Genomic DNA, 15,048 nt, shown 5'->3' with positions numbered 1-15,048 from the left:
CCCATGCGGTTTCCGACAAGTCTCCTCACCTGCGTCTGTCTGGCCGGCTTCGCCAGTGGCTGCGCCACGTTCGGCACCAATGTCGAAGGCGACTTCACCTGCCGGGCGCCCAAGGGCGATTGCGCACCGGCCCACGTCATCGATGCCAAGGCGACGAACAATCTGTCGTCGGGCACGACGCCTCATGCCGAGACACGCCCCCGGTCGGGCGTCGTGGATGCGGACACCACCCGTACAGCGGAGCGGACCCTGCGGGTCGTCTTTCCAGCGCATGTCGATGAGGCCGGAACGCTCCATGATGAAGCGATCGCCTGGACGGTCATCGATAACCCGCGCTGGGCAACCGAACTGCGCCGCAAGGCGGGCGAGGACAAGAGCGGATCCGTGATGCGCCAGGTCCGCCGGCAGCTGAAGGCCGCTCAAGCTGCGTCGGCACACGAAGCCGCCGACGGACACTCTGATGCTACCGTCGATCTTGCGTCGCCCTTCTCGTCTGCCGGCACTGCCGAAACCAGGGCCGTCCAACCCATGGCCGCAGAAGCCCCCAATTCGCTCAATGAAACTTCGGATGCCTCGCCGCTGGTCCTCCCCTCCACGGCGCGCGAGGCCGTTGCCGGTGCCAAAGCACCGGCGGTCGAGGGGTTCGACACGTCGCCTCCCCTGCGTGATCGGACCCCTCGGCCTGCGGCGGGGCAAAGCGCTCCCGAGTTCCCCAGCGCAGCGGCGATTGAAGCCGCGAAAGCCGCGATCCGCCCCGCAGTCAGAACCGGCGAACAGCCGATGGCCAGCACCTTACAATCGAAGGAACCCAAGTGATGGCCGAGCAACTCAAGTCCGTCATTGATCGGTTGCTCAGCGGATTGCTGGGGGATGCCGAGCACGCCGAGAAGGCCCGTCCCCAGCTGATGGTCGACATGCTCTCCGACTGGCTGCCCTACCGAGTCTATGATCCAGCGACCCGGCTGTACTTCAACGCACGCTCGAAAGGCTTTGTCCTCTCGGTCACGCCGCTGATCGGAGCCGACGAGCGCACAGGGGAAATCCTTGGGCAGTTCTTTTCGGAGGGTCTGCCAGCTGGCGCGTGCCTTCAGGTGCTCCATCTTGCCAGCCCCCGCATCAGCCGGATCGTCGCCCCGTGGTTTGCGCCACGGTACATGCAAGGCGGCGTGTACGAGGCGATTGCCCGTCACCGCGCGCGGCGGCTCTATTCGCTCGTCTGGGAGTCCGGCTCTGCGGACGCGCCGTTCCACGCCCGTCACCACCAGGTCATCGTCTCGGTCGGTGTGCCGACGTCCAAGTCGGTCAGCAATGAGGATCTCAAGCAGACCCGCGAGGGGCTGATGGCGATGCTCAAGTCGCTCAACCTCGGCGTGGTCGAAGTCGGTCCCGAAGCGCTGATCGCCGTCATCGACGATCTGACTTCGCCCACCACCGCGCCGCAGGACGATGCGGTGCCCTATAACCCCAACGATCCGATCGCCTCACAGGCGATCCGCCACGACATTGAACTGGTCGTGGCAGAAGACCGCATGCGCCTGGTGACCGAGCGGTTCCGTCCCACCGGCAAGGTCAATGACGGTGTGCCGGAGATTGGAACCGTCTACCCCGACGCTTTTGATGTGCGGCACTTTGCCGTCCGCAACATGCCGTCGCGCTGGGCCCCGTGGGAATGCGCACGGCTGATCGGCGACCTGTTCACCGACAAGCTGCGCTTCCCCTGCCCGGCCGCCACCATGCTCTGCCTTGTCTATCCTGACCAGGAGGCGGCATCGGCCAAGGCCGGCTTCAAGTTCATGCGGACTACCAGCCTCGCCGGAACCCGCAGCGCCCGGTTCCTGCCCCGGATCGGCGAACAGGCCGCCGAGTGGCAACATGTTCAGGCCGAACTCCAGGAAGGCCGCCGCCTCGTGCGGGTGTTCTACGGCGTGACGACCTATTCGCCGCTGGGCCAGGGCGACCGTCACGAACGCGCGATCAAGTCGATCTATAAGGCGGCGGGCTGGGATCTCACCGACGAGCGTTATCTGCAGATCCAGGGGCTTCTCGCGGCGATGCCGCTGACGCTAGCCGACGGGCTCGGTGCCGACATGGAGCGGCTGAAGCGGTTCAAGACCGTCCTGTCGACCACTGCAGCCAATATCGCGCCCATGCAGGGCGAGTATCTCGGCAGCGCCCACCCTCACCTGCTGTTCGTCGGTCGGCGCGGCCAGCCGTTCTTCTGGTCGCCGTTCGAGAACGAAGCGGGCAATCACAACGTCGCGATTTGCGGCAAGTCGGGATCGGGCAAGTCGGTGCTGCTCCAGGAGATGTGCGCAGCCCTGCGCGGCGCCGGCGCGCAGGTGGTCGTGATCGACGATGGCCGCAGCTTCGAGCACTCGGTCAAGCTGCAGGGCGGCCGCTTTGTCGAGTTCACGATGAAAGCGGGCTTCTGCCTCAACCCCTTCTCGATGATCGACGGAACCCGCGCCGCCGAAGACGAGGATTATCGCCTCGACTGCTTCGGGATGATCAAGGCGATCGTCGGGCAAATGGCCCGCCACAGCGCGAAGCTGACCGATACCGAGCGCGGGCTGATCGACCGGGCGGTCAACCTCGTCTGGACGGAACATGGCGTGGCGGCCACGGTCACCACCGTCGGCGAGATGCTGGCCAGTCTCGGGCATGACACCGCCGCCGATATCGCGACCGCGCTTGCCCCCTACATGGCTGGCGGAACCTACGGCGCCTTCTTCGAAGGCCAGGCCAGTCTCGACCTCGATGCGGATTTCACGGTCTTCGAGATGTCCGACCTCGCGAGCCGGGAGGATCTACGCAGCGTGGTGCTCTCCGCGATCATGTTCATGACCAGCCAGGCGATGACACGCAGCCCACGGTCGCTGCGCAAACTCCTGCTGATCGATGAAGCCTGGTCGATGCTGAAGGGCGGATCGATGGGTGAATTCGTCGAAACCTATGCCCGCACCTGCCGCAAGTATGGCGGCGCGCTTGCGACCGCCACCCAGTCGCTCAACGACTACTACAAGTCCGACGGGGCGACGGCAGCGCTTGAGAACAGCGACTGGATGCTGATCCTGCAGCAGAAGCCGGAGACGATCGCCGATTTCAAGGCGAGCAAGCGCCTCGATATGGACGATCGCACCGAGACGCTGATCCGCAGCCTCAAGCGCTCCGGGAGCGACTATTCCGAGGTGTTCATCAAGGGGCCGGAGACCGAGGCGATCGGACGGCTCGTGCTCGACGACTACTCGGCAACGCTGTTCTCGAGTTCGCCCCAGACCTTCGCCGCCATCGATGCCGAGATCGCGCGCGGCCACCAGCTCGCCGATGCCATCGAGCGCATCGCCTTCACCAACCGCTGACACCTCTTCACCAAAGGATTCCGAACTTCATGCCTCTCCACCTCGTCACCCCGTTCGACCGGACGGATGCGCCCGAAGACGAACAGTTCGTCATGCAGCCAGCGCCGACCATTCGCTCGCGCATGGCCGATGGCTGCTACATCGTGCTGCGCGGTAGTCTGTTTCTGGGCTCGTCCTATCTGATGGCGCTGGGCCTGCCGCTGCTCTTCTTCCTCCTTCTGTCGGGCGGAAATCCCGATGCCTTCTTCGCCCATGTCGCCAATCTCGCAGACCGCTTCCTGGGGGCCGAGCTTGAGCGGCGCGTGACGTTCCTCGGCGAATTCAAGTTCGTTGCTGTCGCTCTCGCGACGCTGATCGTGATGGCACGCATGCCGCGCTTCATCCGTGATCTCGACCGCGAACTCTCGGGAGAAAAGCTGTGAAGAACATTCTGGCAACATCGAAAATCCGCGGGCGGCTCGCATCGATCAATCTCACCGCTGTCGCTGTCGGCGTCGGCATGATCGGTCAGGTCCTGTGGGGCGTCTGGGCGACCGACAAGCTGCTCGCCGTCGAGAAGCGCGAGGTCGTTACGGTCCAGCTGAGCCGGATCATGGGCGATTTCATCGAGGCCGAAGCGCGTGCCGGCCGACCTCCGGAAGAAACCAGGATGCGCGTCCAGGCCTACCTCAAGGCCGTGGAAGCCTCGGTGCAGCAGCTCGGGCGCGAAGGCCGGACGGTCCTCGTTGCCGAAGCGGTGGTCGCCGGCAGCACGCCGGACCTGACGCAATCTGTGCGCGCTGATGTTGTGCGCCGGATGGGAGCCATTCCCGATGCAGCCCGCTGATCGCCTGTTCCGCTCTGCGCCCGCGCGCCGTCTCGCGCTCTGGGGCGGGCTTGGCGCCGGAGCGCTGGCGCTCTCCTCGCTCGCCGCCTTCGCGCAGGGCCATGCGCTGATGATCAACGTGAGCCCCAGCCTGCCCTACTGGGCCCTCTGGGTGACGCGCGGGGCGGCCGTGCACCGCGGGGACATCATCCTTTTCGATTCGCCCGCTTCGCCCCTGCTCGTCAAGCATTTCGGGGCAAAGCCGAAGCCGTTCGGCAAGCGGGTGAGCGGTGTGCCGGGCGACATCGTCACGGAGCAAAACCGTACCTACTTCGTCAACGGGCAGGCTGTCGCCAAGGCCAAGCTTACAAGCCGCCTCGGTGAACCGCTGGCACTCGGGCCGACGGGGCGCGTTCCGCAAGGCTGCTACTTCGTCACCAGCGAACACAAAGATGGTTTCGACAGCCGCTATGCCGCGATCGGTTGGATCTGCGGGCCACGCATTCTCGGGGTCGGGAGGCCGATCCTGTGAGGCTGCTCACCTTCCCCATATGCGCCACTGCGCTTGGCCTCGCCATTGCATCCCAAGCATCGGCGCGCGATTACGGTCAGCACGGCACGGTCTGGCCAGTCATCGAACCGGACCTGCTCCAGCAAATCCATGCCAGGCTCACGCAGCTCGAGAAGACCGGCGAGACCGCCCGTCTCAATGAGGAGCTGAAGCGGCGCACGATCGCCCGGGTCAACCGGCCTGAGCCTGTCGCGGGCATCTCCCTCGCCTCGGCAATACGCAGCTGGCGTTTCGATCCGACGATCACCGTCGAGCGCGACATAGCTGACGATAAGGGCCGGCTCATCATTGCCGCAGGCACGCGGGTCAATCCTCTGGATACCGTGCCGCTGCGGGCTCCGCTCGTCTTCCTCGATGGCGACGACCCGGCCCAGCTCGCCTGGGCCACCCGTCGCTATGCCAGCACAAAGGCCAAGCTCATCCTCGTGCGGGGCGCGCCGCTCGAACTCATGAAAGCCCGCCAGCGGCGCTTCTACTTCGACCAGGGCGGCACGCTGGTGAAGCGCTTCGGCATTCGCGCGGTGCCGGCAACCGTCGAGCAGCAGGGCCGCGCGCTCCTCATCACCGAGCAGCCGGTCATCCCTAAGGAGCGTGCGCCATCATGAGCAGGAAACATCGCCTCTTGTCATGGCTTTGCGGAGCACTTCTGCTGACCAGCCTGAGCACCATCTCCAGCGCTCCGGCCCAGGCTGCGGCCGGTCCGGGCCGCTGCACGGGCAAGTTCGTCAATCCGATCACGGACATCTGCTGGTCTTGCCTGTTTCCGATCTCGATCGGGGGCCTGAAGATCTGGCCGTCAAGCCGGTCCGACACCAACAATCCCGCTCTGCCGGTGTGCCTGTGCGGGCTCCGGCCCGGGATTGCGATGGGGTTCTGGGAACCGGTCCGGCTTGCCGATGTCAGCATGAAGCCGTGGTGCTTCGTCAATCTTGGCGGGATGAAGCTCGATCCAGGCTTCGACATCGGCTTCAAGTCGATGGCGGGGCCATCTGCGGTTGGCGGCAATACCCAGTACAATTCGCAGTGGCATGTCCACTGGTATGCCTATCCGCTGATCTACTGGATGGAGATCGTTGCCGATTTCCTGTGCCTCGAATCCGGCTCGATCGACATTCTCTACATCACCGAGATCGATCCGCTCTGGCAGGACAGCGAACTCACCGCGATCATCAACCCCGAGGCGGTCCTGTTCGCCAATCCGCTGGCGCTTGCGGCTTGTGCGGCCGACTGCGTGGCGGCAACGGCCAAGCTGCCGACCGACGAACTGTTTTGGTGCGCGGGCTGTCAGGGTACGATGTATCCGCTCAACGGCAATGTCTCGGCGACCATTGGACATGTCCAGGCCTCGAGGCTCGCGCTCGCCCGCTTCTCCTACAAGCTCCACCGCGAACTCGTCGCCTGGGGGACGATGGGCAGCAAGGGGCTTTGCGGCAAGTACCTGATGCCGGTGATGCGCAAACAGCAGTACCGCTTCCAGGCCACCAATCCCAATCCGCAGACCAAGGGCCGCTACGCCTGCGCGCCCATTGGTGCCTCCACCACCTTCATGTCGGCAGGCCAGGTCTATCCCGCCATTGGCGAGGACATGGGCTATCTGGTCTGGCGCAAGCGGAACTGCTGCGCGCTATGAAAAATCTTCCTCATCTCCTTGTAGTCGCCTCGCTTTCGAGCCTTGCCGCGCTGGCTGGCGCGTCCGCACAGACAGCCGAGCCAGACCTTGATCTGGCGGCCATCCGGGCACGAGCCAGCGCCGGGGCCAACGATGCCGAAACCCTATCCGCCAACGCTCGCGCCAGAGCCGAAGCTCTCGCACGGGAAGCCAGAACAAGCGCCGACGAGGGTGAGGCGCATGGCCGCCGCTACACTCGCGAGGCCGCCGCAAACGCGAAGCCCGATGCGGCCAGCACCTTCGATTTTGACAGGATGGTGGCCGACGCCGGCACCATGACCAGTGATGGCATAGGCGAAGCGCCGAGGTTCATCGCCTTTGCTTCGCTCTCGATGCCGCCAGCAGCGCTACGCACGATGATCGACGACGTGGCCAAGGCCGGCGGCATCGTCGCCCTGCGCGGTTTGCCTGGCAACAGCGCCAAGGCTCTGACGGACGCATTGGCAAAAGTCGCAAAGCCCGGCGAGCAGCTGGACGGCGTCGGTATCGACCCGCGGCTCTTCCGTGCTTTCGGGATCGAGACCGTGCCGACCTACGTCGTCACCAGCAGCGACTTCGACCTCTGCGATGGTTTCGATTGTCGGACGCAGGTCCCGCCCCACGACCGGATGAGCGGCAATGTCAGCGCAGCCTACGCGCTTGAGACCTTCGCGCGCGGCGGCGGCCCTGGCGCTTTGCTCGCAGCCCAGCACCTTGCCCGTTTTGAAAGGCAGGTTCCATGAAACGGCTATCCCTCCCTGTCGCCGGCCTTTGTGCGCTCCTGCTCACCCTGACCGGGCCGCTTCACGCCCAGACCACAACCGATGCCGCCAAGGGGGACGGCAAGGCTTTCGGGCGAGACAAGGCGACCTCGGCGCAAAGCGCGGCGACGACAAACCCTGATGCCAGTCGGATCCCCAATTTCAGCGGTGTGCCAAGCCAGTCGGGCTATTTCGACGATCCCGACCGGATGAGCCGCGAAGCGGCAAGCCAGGCCACGACCAACACCGGCTACAAGGCCATGCGGGACTCGATGGACCGGCGGGCCCGGTTTGCCGCTCAGGATCTCGATGCGACGATCGCGCGCAGTAATGTAATCAGCGATGATCCGCTCGCCTATACGAGCGGGATGGCCATCGGCGGCACGCAAGGGCGCTGCGTGCCCTTGCCGCCGGCCAGCGGAACTGCGGCGCGCTACATGGCGACCTGCAATGTCGGTTACACGGCAACCCAAGAAACCCGGACCTGCCCCGTGACATTGACCGCGCGGGTCGAGCAGCGTCAGGTCTACGGCTACTATTGCGTTGGCGGCAGCGGGGTCGACCCGGTTTCGGTCTACAACTGCAACCGCTACCCCGCGCCGCAATGCACGGTCACGCAGTCCTATCCCATCAACCTGTGCGATCCCTATTTCGGGATCTACTGGGGCTGCAACTCCGGCGATCTCAGGGTTGATCTCGTCAGTTGCACCGCGCCGGTCGATGGCGCCACGCCCTATACGGTGACGGGCGAGAACGTCGTCACGACCACGCGCGACGAAAGCCAGTGCGCCGGCCTCGCAGCCGACAGTTCGTGCCAGCAGGACACCGAGACGTGCACCGACAGCGATCCGGTGACCCGCATGGTCGATGGCATCGCCGTGACGCAGCCCTGCTGGGCCTGGAGCCGCAGTTACAGCTGCGCACAGTTCACCGAGGCTCAGGACTGCCAGACGCTTGAAGCCACCCCGGGCTGCAAGCTGGTGCGCGAAGACTGTCTCGCTGGCGAGCCCTGCCGCACCTGGGAGCGGGTCTATGATTGCCCGGTCCCGGACCAGCCCGCGAGCACGAACCAGTTCATCTGCGACGGCGACGTCTACTGCATCGATGGCTCCTGCGAGACCATCGAGCGCGAGGCCAACGACGAGTTCAAGGATGCCGCTGTCGCGCTCAATGCGATGGCGCAGGCCCGGCGTGAGTTCGATCCCGACACGCTCACCTTGTTCAAGGGCACGCGCAACACCTGCTCGTCCAAGGTCTTCGGTGTGCTCAACTGCTGCAAGGGCAAGGGCTTCCCGCTCATCCCCGGCATCCAGCTGCTCGTCGCGCTGGGCTGCAGCCGCGAGGAGATGCTGCTCCACCAGCGCGATGCGCAGGGCCTGTGCTCCTATGTCGGCACCTATTGCTCGGACAGTTTCCTTGGCGTCTGCCTGACCAAGAAGAAAGTCTACTGCTGCTTCGAGTCCAAGCTCTCGCGGATCCTGCAGGAGCAGGGCCGCCAGCAGCTGAACAAGCCTTGGGGCAAGCCCAAGACCGAACAATGCCAGGGCTTCACCATCGACGAGTTCGCCCAGCTCGACCTCAGTCGGATGGACTTCAGCGAAGTCTATGCCGAGTTCACCGACGCCGCCCGTTTGCCTGACGAACTGCAGGCCACCCAGGACATCCAACAGAAGATCGAGGACTACTATGCCCGCGCACGCCAGTAAGGCCGCGTGGCGGCTGCTTGCCGCCTGCGCGATTTCCAATGCCGCTTGTTTCCTTTCGCCCGCGACCGCGCAGACGACCACCACCCAAACCGATGCGCCGCCACGCGCCGAGACGAACGAGCAGCAGGACAGCTTCTACTGCGAGGAGCGCCGGCTTGGGTACTGGTTCTACTGCAACCGGCCCAAGCCGCCGGAACAGCAGGCACCCGCGCCGGCGGCGAGCGCCACGAGCCAGCTTGACGCAATCACGGCGACCTTGCGGGAGCTCAAGGCCAAGGCGATCCTCGAGCCCACGCCTGCCAATGTGACGGCCTACATCCGGTTCCAGCGCGCCCAGCTCGACCGGGCGTCGCTCTTCAGCGACGTCTGGCAGCGGGCCATCTGGCAGGATCCCGAACTCGACTACACGCTGCAGCGTCCGGTCTCGACGCTTGGCAAGCGCCAGTGGCAGGATGCGCGCAGCGCGGAGCGGAACGCGGCAATGGCCGAGCTCTCCGAGCGTTACGGTCTCTTCTACTTCTTCGCCCAGAGCTGCGGTGCCTGCGAGGTCATGTCGCCGATCGTGCAGAGCGTTGCCTCGACCTGGCACATCGCGGTGCGGGCGATTTCGACCGATGGCGGTCCATCGCGTCATTTCCCGAACTACACGGTCGAGACCAACCAGCGCAGCCGCATGGGCTTGGAGCCCAAAATCACGCCAGCGGTCGTGCTCTGGGACGCCCTGACCGGCCGCCCCATTCCGATCGGCTACGGCGTCATGAGCGCCGACGAGCTTCAGGACCGGATTTACCTCCTCACATCGAAGGAAGCTGGACGTGACTACTAGGATGAAAAGAGTCATCGCTGCGATCCTTGCAGCCACCCTTCCCCTCACCATCCCGCTATCCGGCGCATCGGCGGACGTCGGCAGTTCAATGGACTCGTTTCTGAACGATGTCGGGGGCGCAGCCAACGTCAACGGGCCGACCGCGTTCCAAGGACAATCGGCCGGTTATTACAGCCTCGGCAATGTCTGGACGCGCTTTCCCCAGAAGACGACCAACATCGCCAACCTGCAGTTACCGCGCGCCCGCGCCGGGTGCGGCGGTATCGACATCTTCGCTGGGTCGTTTAGCTTCATCAACGCGAGCGAGATCGTGGCAATGCTGAAGGCGGTCGCCAACAATGCGGTCGGCTTTGCCTTCAGCCTCGCGATCGACACGGTCTGCCCGGAGTGCTCGAAGATCATGCAGGAGTTCAGCCAGAAGGCTCAGCTCATGAACAACCTCAACATCAACTCCTGCGAGATGGCTCAAGGGTTGGTGGGCGGGATCTGGCCGAAGGGCGACCTTGCCGACAAGGCTGTTTGCGAAGCCATCGGCAACTCCGAAGGCATCTTCACCGACTATGCCGCAGCCAAGCACGGCTGCGGCACCAAGGGGCAGCGTTCGAGCACGACCGCACAGGGGTCGGGCAAGTACGACGACGTCAATCCGGGTGTGCCGCGAAACTACACCTGGACGATCCTCAAGAAGTCGGCGTTCTTCTCGCCCGGCGGCCAGTTCGACGAGGAGCTCGCCGAATATGCGATGACGCTGCTGGGCACGATTATCTACGTGCCGCCCAAGGACAATGAGCCGGGCAAGTTCGTGCCGATCGTCGGCGAAGCCTCGTCGACGCTCGTCACCTCGCTGCTCGATGGAACCACCAATGGTAATGTTCTGATCTTCGACTGCGACGAGACGGAGAAGTGCCTCGATCCGGGCTTCAAGTCGCTGAGCCTGCCGGCATCGAAAGCCCTGCGGCCCCGCGTAGCAGCGCTCATTGGTGGGATGGTTCAGGCAATCCGCGACGACACCGCGATCACCGAAGAGCAGAAGGAACTGCTGCAGGTCGCCTCCATCCCGCTCTACAAGATTCTGACCGTCCAGGCGGCCTATGGCCGCGGCATGCCGACCGACGACCGCGAGACCCTGGCCGAGATCGCCAGTGTCGATCTGCTGTTTGCCGTGCTCGACCGCATCGTCAGCGAGGCCGGCCGATCGATGTCGAGCTTCATCGGGGCCGACGAAGCGAAGATCGCGATGTGGCAGAACCAGGTCAATGTCGTGCGTCAGGCACTCGCCGACCGGCAGGCCAACACGCATCTCAAGGTCAATGCGGTGCTGCAGATCATCGAGAAGACGGCGTTCATCGAGAACGTCCTGGCCGCCTCGATGTCACCCGGAATGGCCGCATCGCTCGACTGGTCGCGCGGCGTCCAGAGCCGCGCCCTCACCCACTGACCGGCGCAACCACATACAGGCGGTACAATAGACATGGTCGAGATTTTTACGGTCGGCGGCGGGGACTATCTGGTCAACGTCTTCCAGGCAGTCGCCGCCTGGACCGGCAACGGCGGCTACAAGAGCCTGCTTCAGGTGGTCATGGTGATGGGCCTTGGCCTTTCCGCCCTGACCCTCGCATTCAATCAGGACTGGCGCGCCTGGATCAACTGGTTCCTGGGCGCGACGCTCATCTACTCCTGCCTGATGGTGCCCCGGCTCGACGTCCATGTGACCGACCGGCTCAACCCCAGCCTTGCGCCTGCCAATGTCAGCAATGTGCCACTGGGCCTGGCACTCATGGCGAGCTTTACCAGCCAGGTCGGCGACTATCTCACGGGCTCGGCCGAGGTGGTGTTCGGCCTGCCGGGCGATCTCAACTATTCGAAGAACGGCATGATCTACGGCGCGCGGCTCTACGATGCGACCCGGTCCTTGCGGATTTCCGATCCCGAGTTCGCCGCCAATCTAGACGAGCATTTCCGGCAATGCGTGTTCTACGACGTCCTGCTCGGCCGCTACTCGATGAAGGAGCTGGCGGAGACAGGCGATATCTGGGCGACGATAGCCCCGGGCAGCCAGGCCCGGGCCCAACGGTTACTGACCCGCGATGCGACCTCCGGCCAGGTGAGCTCGAACATTGTCACCTGCCGCGAGGCCTACGACACACTCAATGCGCAGTGGGCCGGACTGGTCGATGCGATGGGCTCGGTGTTTGGCCGTCAGCTCTACCCTAACCAGACAGCCGCGCTTGCCAAGGCCAAGCTCTTTGCCGATCTGCCGGTGGCCTATCAGTACCTGACCGGGGTCTCGGCCAACGCGACCGAGATCTTCAAGCAGACGCTGACGATCAATGCGATGAGCCAGGCCATGCACTCGATGTCCGGCAGCAGCGGCGCGGGCAATGTCGACGTCTACGCCCAGACCCGCGCCGACATCCAGACCGAGCGGACTTATGGTTCGATCGCGAGCAACGCGATGAAGTGGGTCCCGCTCCTGAACATCGTGCTGACCGTGCTGTTCTACGCCCTCTTCCCGGTGCTGTTCCCGCTGTTCCTGCTTCCCAAGACGGGGCCGATCGCACTCAAGGGCTATGTGACGGGCTTCTTCTATCTGGCGGCCTGGGGACCGCTGTTCGTGATCCTCCACATGATGCTGATGTACAAAGGCGCGGCTGACATGAGCGCGGTCACGGGCAGCGACGGCCTCAGCCTTGCAAGCTTTACCGGCATGGCTGACGTCAACAGCGACATTGGCCTGCTGGCAGGCTACCTCATCGCCTCGGTCCCGTTCCTGGCAGGCGGTGTGGCCAAGGGCGCCATGGCGATCTCGCACCACGCGACGAGCTACCTCAACCCGAGCCAGAACGCGGCGGAAGAGGCGGCCCGAGAGGCGAGCACCGGCAACGTGTCGCTCGGCAATACCAGCTTCGAAAACTCGAGTGTCCTCACACGTCAGTTCGCCCAAGGCACGATTGCCCCAAGCTTCACCTACGGCGCGCCGCAGATGCGGACATTCAGCGACACCGGCTCGATGACCACGAGCTTCCCGGATGGCAGCTACGACCAGATCCCGACCTCCAGCTATCCCTTCACGCCGACGCTGGGCCAGGAATTCACGGCGCGCCTTTCGACGATGGCGTCGCAGGCGCGCGCCAACAGCGAGACCTATGCCAATGTCGCCACGGAATCGACGACCAGCGCTGTCACGAGGTTCCGCGAGCTCAGGGACCAGTTCAGCCGAGGCGCATCCTTCGAGAGCGCGACCGGTACCTCGAACTCCGACAGCATCCAGACGGCATTCAGCGAGGTCGACCAGGCATCGACCAGTCTGCAGCGGCAATTCGGGCTGTCGCGCAGAGCGGCCGATGACATCTCTACTGCCTGGTTCCTCGGCGGTGAGGCCGGGGCAAAGGCCGGAATTTCAAATGGCGTGCTGTCTGGAAGCATCGGAGCAAAGGGCGGCGGGACACGCACATGGACAGACAGCGACATCGGCATCGCGTCCGAAGACCGTTCCCGGATCTTTGGGAGCCTGTCCCAGATGTCTGATAGCCGCAATTGGTCGAGCACCCGCGATGGGTTCGTTCGCTCAGTCAGTACCTCATCAAGCTCGTCGATCTCGAGCACCGCGAGCGGCATGAACGCATCTCTGACGGAAGCGCAGAGCTTCACAATCGAGGCTCGCCGGGCCGAGGAGCTTGCCAATCGCCTCGAAAGCCAGGCATCCTTCTTCGAGGGCAACAGCGCTGCAGGCAGCCTCAATCTGTCCCAAGCCTACCGAGAATGGGGTCTCGCCGAGATTGAAAGCAACCGCGATTTCTACGGCAATGCGCGGTTCGACGACGTCACTTTCCAGCTCAGTCCGGAAGGCCAGGCATTGCAGGCAAAGTTCATCGAAAGTTATGCCGAGCAGCTTCGCGACGGAATCGACGATCGCCTCGTACTCGCCCCCGGGTTGCCCGTATCCCGTCCAGCGGTCTCTGGCGCGGGATCGGTGCGCGGCCGAGCACAAACCGGTGGCGGAGCTTCCGGGTCGGTACCACGGGTCGGTGCCGGCGGTCTCCAAGAAGAGGTGCAAAGGGCTCAGGCGACCGGTCGCCAGAAGATTACCGGCTCTAGGGGGCGCCTGGACGCGATCACCAAGGGAGCCCAAGGTGCCAGTGCAGAAGCAGCGGATGACGTGAAGGAGTGGTGACCTGCAACGGTCACCACAGGCCGAAGGAGGCTCCAGCTAGAAACGCGAAAACTGCGCCAATAACGATGACGCCAATTATCGTCAGCTTTCGCCCCCATGGGTCGGCCCATGACTTCTTGATCCGATACTCCATCAGACGATTGTCACGGATAGCTTCGCTAACTTCCGCAAAGCCTGACCAAGGCGATGCCGCATCAACCCCATCGAGGTTCGGCATTTCAGGCTTGCGATTTTCCATGGCCTTACATTCCAATGTTTGAAAGAATCCGGATGAGAACATAACAAGATCGGCGGTCAATTTGCAAGTGACGAGAACGTGAATGGACGGGCGAATTTGCCAGCAGTCTGAAAGGATTTGCTCGCGATTTTGTGTAGCAATCCTAAAGCAGGGTTGTTGAGGTCGTCCCGAACGAAGGGCACGATTACGTGTGCTTTCGCACGAGAAATCGCCACATTGATGAGCCTTTCGCCATCGCGGCCTTGCAAAAAATTTGATGTTCCATCCACCGGATCAAAGATCACGAGGGTCCGCTCGCTTCCTTGTGCTCGGTGGACAGTACTGACTGAAATTTCGGAATGCCGTCGCCTAAGGAAATTACGGATCAGCGTTCGTTGAGCTCGAAAAGGCGTCAGAACCATAATGTCCTCCGCATCGACATACGAGCCAGCGAGATTATCGATAATGGTTTCGATGAGCTTGGCCGACTGAAAACGAATGAAGCCACCATAGCTTTGCGAATACGTTGCTGGCTCGGAGACTTGATCGAAGCAAACTCGCGGGATCTCGCGTCCATCTACGAAAAAGGGGCTGCGCTGCTTCTTCCACTCGGGATCAGCCAGCGCCTTTCGACATACCTTGAGTTCGCCGTCATAAAATGTTGTGCTTACAGCCTGGCAGATTCCAACTGCCATTCGAGACTGCTCGTTCAGCATGGTCATTGGAACATGGGCGAACAGATCGAATGCCGTTTTCCCAAGAAGGGCCTTTTCGCCCGCCCCAGTGCTTTGAACGATCGGCGAGAGCTGACATGGATCACCGGCAAATATGGTCTGCTGCCCCATTGCCGGGACCATGAGGGCGGCTGGTCCAATCACCTGACTGGCCTCGTCGCAGATCACAAAATGCCAAGGGCCTGCCGCGCGCAGGGTTTCGTGGTAAGCGCCGTCGTGATCCCACCTTGCGGGCCTGAGTTGTAGC

Annotated in this window: 14 protein-coding genes and 1 pseudogene; 12 read left to right on the top strand and 3 right to left on the bottom strand. The window is 63.5% G+C overall.

The features are described from left to right. Positions 1-3 precede the first annotated feature (3 nt). From LH19_RS05390 to LH19_RS05335, 12 genes are read left to right on the top strand one after another with little or no spacing between them, the layout of a single operon-like run. Positions 4-816 (top strand): conjugal transfer protein TraV, encoded by an 813-nt coding sequence (locus tag LH19_RS05390; RefSeq protein ID WP_054725541.1) that lies wholly within the window; start codon positions 4-6, stop codon positions 814-816. Beyond that, positions 816-3,359 (top strand): type IV secretion system protein TraC, encoded by a 2,544-nt coding sequence (gene traC, locus LH19_RS05385; protein WP_054725538.1) that lies wholly within the window; start codon positions 816-818, stop codon positions 3,357-3,359. Before LH19_RS05390 ends, traC begins: the two co-directional genes overlap by 1 nt. 29 nt (positions 3,360-3,388) lie before the next feature. Then, positions 3,389-3,781 carry a hypothetical protein gene (locus LH19_RS05380; protein ID WP_054725535.1) on the top strand — a complete coding sequence of 131 codons (393 nt, stop codon included), beginning with the start codon at positions 3,389-3,391 and terminating at the stop codon, positions 3,779-3,781. Further along, a complete protein-coding gene (locus tag LH19_RS05375; protein ID WP_054725533.1) occupies positions 3,778-4,185 on the top strand; it encodes a type-F conjugative transfer system protein TrbI in 408 nt (135 codons plus the stop codon). Before LH19_RS05380 ends, LH19_RS05375 begins: the two co-directional genes overlap by 4 nt. After that, a complete protein-coding gene (locus tag LH19_RS05370; protein ID WP_054725530.1) occupies positions 4,172-4,696 on the top strand; it encodes a S26 family signal peptidase in 525 nt (174 codons plus the stop codon). Before LH19_RS05375 ends, LH19_RS05370 begins: the two co-directional genes overlap by 14 nt. Beyond that, positions 4,693-5,340, top strand: coding sequence for a type-F conjugative transfer system protein TraW (traW, locus tag LH19_RS05365; protein WP_407696701.1), 648 nt, complete (start codon positions 4,693-4,695; stop codon positions 5,338-5,340). The genes LH19_RS05370 and traW overlap by 4 nt, the downstream gene beginning before the upstream one ends. Next, complete coding sequence (traU, locus tag LH19_RS05360) at positions 5,337-6,365, top strand: conjugal transfer pilus assembly protein TraU (protein WP_054725526.1); 1,029 nt, start codon at positions 5,337-5,339, stop codon at positions 6,363-6,365. The genes traW and traU overlap by 4 nt, the downstream gene beginning before the upstream one ends. Next, positions 6,362-7,126, top strand: a complete 765-nt coding sequence (trbC, locus tag LH19_RS05355; protein WP_054725523.1) for a type-F conjugative transfer system pilin assembly protein TrbC — start codon at positions 6,362-6,364, stop codon at positions 7,124-7,126. The genes traU and trbC overlap by 4 nt, the downstream gene beginning before the upstream one ends. Then, the gene (locus LH19_RS05350) at positions 7,123-8,850 is read left to right on the top strand and encodes a conjugal transfer protein TraN (RefSeq protein ID WP_054725520.1); all 1,728 of its coding nucleotides are present in this window, start codon (positions 7,123-7,125) and stop codon (positions 8,848-8,850) included. The genes trbC and LH19_RS05350 overlap by 4 nt, the downstream gene beginning before the upstream one ends. Further along, positions 8,831-9,676: a conjugal transfer protein TraF gene (locus LH19_RS05345; protein ID WP_054725518.1), complete on the top strand. Its 846-nt coding sequence runs from the start codon at positions 8,831-8,833 to the stop codon at positions 9,674-9,676. Before LH19_RS05350 ends, LH19_RS05345 begins: the two co-directional genes overlap by 20 nt. Before the next feature lies 1 nt (position 9,677). Beyond that, on the top strand, positions 9,678-11,114 hold the full coding sequence (locus LH19_RS05340; RefSeq protein ID WP_054725502.1) for a conjugal transfer protein TraH: 1,437 nt from the start codon (positions 9,678-9,680) through the stop codon (positions 11,112-11,114). Between the two features lie 33 nt (positions 11,115-11,147). After that, on the top strand, positions 11,148-13,850 hold the full coding sequence (locus tag LH19_RS05335; RefSeq protein WP_054725498.1) for a conjugal transfer protein TraG N-terminal domain-containing protein: 2,703 nt from the start codon (positions 11,148-11,150) through the stop codon (positions 13,848-13,850). A gap of 10 nt (positions 13,851-13,860) precedes the next feature. On the opposite strand, the gene LH19_RS05330 is transcribed toward LH19_RS05335, so the two are convergent. The 3 genes and pseudogenes from LH19_RS05330 to LH19_RS29815 all read right to left on the bottom strand — a co-directional run. Further along, positions 13,861-14,088, bottom strand: a complete 228-nt coding sequence (locus tag LH19_RS05330) for a hypothetical protein (RefSeq protein ID WP_054733046.1) — start codon at positions 14,086-14,088, stop codon at positions 13,861-13,863. A 56-nt stretch (positions 14,089-14,144) separates the two neighbouring features. Then, a complete protein-coding gene (locus tag LH19_RS05325; protein WP_337251479.1) occupies positions 14,145-14,783 on the bottom strand; it encodes a C-terminal helicase domain-containing protein in 639 nt (212 codons plus the stop codon). An 81-nt stretch (positions 14,784-14,864) separates the two neighbouring features. Then, a pseudogene (locus tag LH19_RS29815) lies at positions 14,865-14,999 on the bottom strand (hypothetical protein); the annotation flags it as partial. Positions 15,000-15,048 lie beyond the last annotated feature (49 nt).

Source organism: Sphingopyxis macrogoltabida (assembly GCF_001314325.1).
Classification (GTDB): Bacteria; Pseudomonadota; Alphaproteobacteria; order Sphingomonadales; family Sphingomonadaceae; genus Sphingopyxis; species Sphingopyxis macrogoltabida.
This window is presented reverse-complemented; position numbering and strand designations above follow the sequence as displayed.

Excerpts from the sequence above, each read along its gene's own strand:
- LH19_RS05390 (WP_054725541.1), top strand. The coding sequence starts at position 4 with ATGCGGTTTCCGACAAGTCTCCTCACCTGCGTCTGTCTGGCCGGCTTC.
- traC (WP_054725538.1), top strand. The coding sequence starts at position 816 with ATGGCCGAGCAACTCAAGTCCGTCATTGATCGGTTGCTCAGCGGATTG.
- LH19_RS05380 (WP_054725535.1), top strand. The coding sequence starts at position 3,389 with ATGCCTCTCCACCTCGTCACCCCGTTCGACCGGACGGATGCGCCCGAA.
- LH19_RS05370 (WP_054725530.1), top strand. The coding sequence starts at position 4,172 with ATGCAGCCCGCTGATCGCCTGTTCCGCTCTGCGCCCGCGCGCCGTCTC.
- traU (WP_054725526.1), top strand. The coding sequence starts at position 5,337 with ATGAGCAGGAAACATCGCCTCTTGTCATGGCTTTGCGGAGCACTTCTG.
- trbC (WP_054725523.1), top strand. The coding sequence starts at position 6,362 with ATGAAAAATCTTCCTCATCTCCTTGTAGTCGCCTCGCTTTCGAGCCTT.
- LH19_RS05350 (WP_054725520.1), top strand. The coding sequence starts at position 7,123 with ATGAAACGGCTATCCCTCCCTGTCGCCGGCCTTTGTGCGCTCCTGCTC.
- LH19_RS05345 (WP_054725518.1), top strand. The coding sequence starts at position 8,831 with ATGCCCGCGCACGCCAGTAAGGCCGCGTGGCGGCTGCTTGCCGCCTGC.
- LH19_RS05340 (WP_054725502.1), top strand. The coding sequence starts at position 9,678 with ATGAAAAGAGTCATCGCTGCGATCCTTGCAGCCACCCTTCCCCTCACC.
- LH19_RS05335 (WP_054725498.1), top strand. The coding sequence starts at position 11,148 with ATGGTCGAGATTTTTACGGTCGGCGGCGGGGACTATCTGGTCAACGTC.
- LH19_RS05330 (WP_054733046.1), bottom strand. The coding sequence starts at position 14,088 with ATGGAAAATCGCAAGCCTGAAATGCCGAACCTCGATGGGGTTGATGCG.
- LH19_RS05325 (WP_337251479.1), bottom strand. The coding sequence starts at position 14,783 with ATGCTGAACGAGCAGTCTCGAATGGCAGTTGGAATCTGCCAGGCTGTA.